The 2663-nt window shown below is 73.4% G+C and carries 2 protein-coding genes and 1 pseudogene; all 3 read left to right on the top strand.

Features of this window, described 5'->3' with window-relative positions:
- A pseudogene (locus tag E4P43_RS19660) lies at positions 1-126 on the top strand (DNA-binding response regulator); the annotation flags it as partial.
- A gap of 346 nt (positions 127-472) precedes the next feature.
- Entirely contained in the window at positions 473-1660 is a 1188-nt protein-coding gene (gene steA / locus E4P43_RS19650; RefSeq protein ID WP_135147192.1) for a putative cytokinetic ring protein SteA, read from the top strand.
- The gene (locus E4P43_RS19645) at positions 1657-2604 is read left to right on the top strand and encodes a copper transporter (protein ID WP_135147191.1); all 948 of its coding nucleotides are present in this window, start codon (positions 1657-1659) and stop codon (positions 2602-2604) included. Before steA ends, E4P43_RS19645 begins: the two co-directional genes overlap by 4 nt.
- Positions 2605-2663 lie beyond the last annotated feature (59 nt).

Below are 2663 nucleotides of genomic sequence, written 5' to 3'. Positions count from 1 at the left end.
ACCGCGAAGGACAGCGAGATCGACAAGGTCGTGGGCCTGGAGCTGGGTGCCGACGACTACGTGACCAAGCCGTACTCGGCGCGCGAGCTGGTCGCCCGCATCCGCGCGGTGCTGCGCCGCCGCGGGGGCGGGGAGGTCCGCGGCCGGCTGCTCCGCGACGGGCGCCGCAGCCGGGTGCCCGGCCCGTTCCGGCTGCTCAGGCCGGGGAACGGCCCGGATGACGGCAGCGCCGACGGGGTCGGCGACGTCCTCCTCGTCCTGCGGGAGAGGGATCGCCGTCGTCAGGGCACGTGCCACACCAGTCACGCGGGCAACGCTAGTCACGACTCGGTAACGGTCCCGCTGGAACGCCGGCACGGGCGCGACGGGCGTGTCGGCCCCACCGTGGTGTCGGACACGGTGCGTGACTGAGAGATCGCTGACGCGCGTCGGAGGGTGGCCAGGGCAGCAGTGCGTGGCAGCATGCAACCTCATGCGCATCGGCACCGTTCGCCGCGGCCGGGCACAGGAGGCGGAGTCCGGCGTCGCCGGCACCGCACGCCTGGACCGCCGCACCAAGAACCTGACGAAACGACTGCGCCCCGGCGACATCGCCGTCATCGACCACGTCGACATCGACCGGGTCAGCGCCGATGCCCTCGTCGGCTGCAAGGTCGCGGCGGTCGTCAACGCCGCGCCCAGCATCTCCGGCCGCTACCCGAACCTGGGCCCCGAGATCCTCATCAACGCCGGGATCCCGCTGCTGGACCAGGTCGGCAAGGACGTCTTCGGCAAGCTCAAGGAAGGCACGCACGTCCGGCTCGACGGCAACACGCTGGTCGCCGACGACGGCACCGTGCTCGCCGAGGGCACCGCGCACGACGCGAAGTCGGTGGCCGCGGCCATGACCGAGGCCAAGGCGGGCCTGTCGGTGCAGCTCGAGGCGTTCGCCGCCAACACCATGGAGTACATGAAGCGGGAGCGCGCGCTCCTGCTCGACGGCGTCGGCGTCCCCGACGTCACCACCAACCTCGACGGCCGGCACGCCCTCGTCGTGGTGCGCGGCTACGACTACAAGGAGGACCTGCACGCCCTCCGCCCCTACATCCGCGACTACCGGCCGGTGCTGATCGGCGTCGACGGCGGCGCGGACGCGCTGGTCGAGCTCGGCTACCAGCCGGACATGATCATCGGCGACATGGACTCGGTGAGCGACGACGTGCTGCGCTCCGGCGCGGAGGTCGTCGTGCACGCCTACGCCGACGGGCGCGCCCCCGGCCTGGCCCGCGTGCAGGACCTCGGCGTGGACGCCATCACCTTCCCGGCCGCCGCCACCAGCGAGGACATCGCGATGCTGCTGGCCGACGAGAAGGGCGCCAAGCTCATCGTCGCCGTCGGCACGCACGCCACGCTGGTCGAGTTCCTCGACAAGGGCCGCGGCGGCATGGCCTCCACCTTCCTCACCCGCCTGCGCCTGGGCGGCAAGCTGGTCGACGCCAAGGGCGTCAGCCGGCTCTACCGCAGCCGCATCTCGACCGCAGCCCTCGTGGTCCTCGTCCTCGCCGCCTTCGTCGCGATCGGGTCGGCGCTGGCCGTCTCCGCCGCCGGGCGCGTCTACCTGGACCTGCTGCTCGACCAATGGAACAGCTTCATGTTCTGGCTGGAGAACCTCCTCTCGTGATCGACTTCCGCTATCACCTGGTCTCGCTGATCGCCGTCTTCCTGGCGGTCGCGCTCGGCATCGTCATCGGCACCACGCAGCTGAACCAGCCGATCCTCAACGACATCGAGAGCCAGGTGACCGCCCTCGAGCAGGACAAGCGCTCGCTGGAGGACCGCACCCAGGCGCTGCAGGCCCAGCTCGACACGGCGGAGGGCTTCAGCGAGGCCGTCGCACCGGCGCTGGTGGGTGGCGCGCTCGCCGGCCGCTCCGTGCTGCTGCTCGCCGCCGACGAGGAGGTCTCCCTCGAGACGGTGGAGCAGGTCACCGCCCTGGTGCAGGAGGCCGACGGCGCGGTGAGCGGGGTCCTGCGGCTGCGCCCCGAGTACGCCGACCCGGCCTCGGCGACGAGCCTGCAGAGCTACGTCAACGGCCCCGGCCGCCCCGCCGGGATCGAGCTGCCGGAGGACGGCGACGCCGACGTGCTCGTCGCCTCGCTGCTGGCGCAGGTCCTCATGACGCCGCCCGGCGGCCCGGCCCCCGACACCGCCGCGATCTCCTCGGTGGTCTCCGGCCTGAGCTCGCTGGACGTCCTGCGGCAGGAGAGCTCCTCCGTCGCGCCCGCCGACTACGCGGTGGTGCTCACCTCGGGCGAGACCCAGGGCGACGACGCCGAGACCCGCAACGCCACCCTGGTCGAGCTCGTCCGGGCCCTGGACGCCGCAGGCTCCGGAGCGGTCGTCTCCGGGGACGGCGCGTCGGCCCGCGAGGCCGGGCTGGTCGGCGTCGTGCGCGCCGACCCGACGCTGGCCACGGCCGTCTCCACCGTCGACAACGTCGGCACCCCCGTCGGGCGCATCAGCACGGTCCTGGCGCTGGGGCGCGAGGCGGAGGGCACCTCGGGCAAGTACGGGACGGGCGAGGACACCCAGCCGGTGCCGCCGGTGCCCGCCGCCGCCCAGTGACCGGGCGCGTGGCCGGCCGACGCCGGGTGCTGCTGGCGCTGGCCGGGGCCGGCGCCACA

Origin of the sequence: Blastococcus sp. TF02A-35 (genome assembly GCF_004571075.1) — a bacterium.
Taxonomy (GTDB): Bacteria; Actinomycetota; Actinomycetes; order Mycobacteriales; family Geodermatophilaceae; genus Blastococcus.
This window is presented reverse-complemented; position numbering and strand designations above follow the sequence as displayed.

What these genes read in the sequence shown, in the direction of transcription:
- steA (WP_135147192.1), top strand. Translation starts at nt 473, where the DNA reads ATGCGCATCGGCACCGTTCGCCGCGGCCGGGCACAGGAGGCGGAGTCC.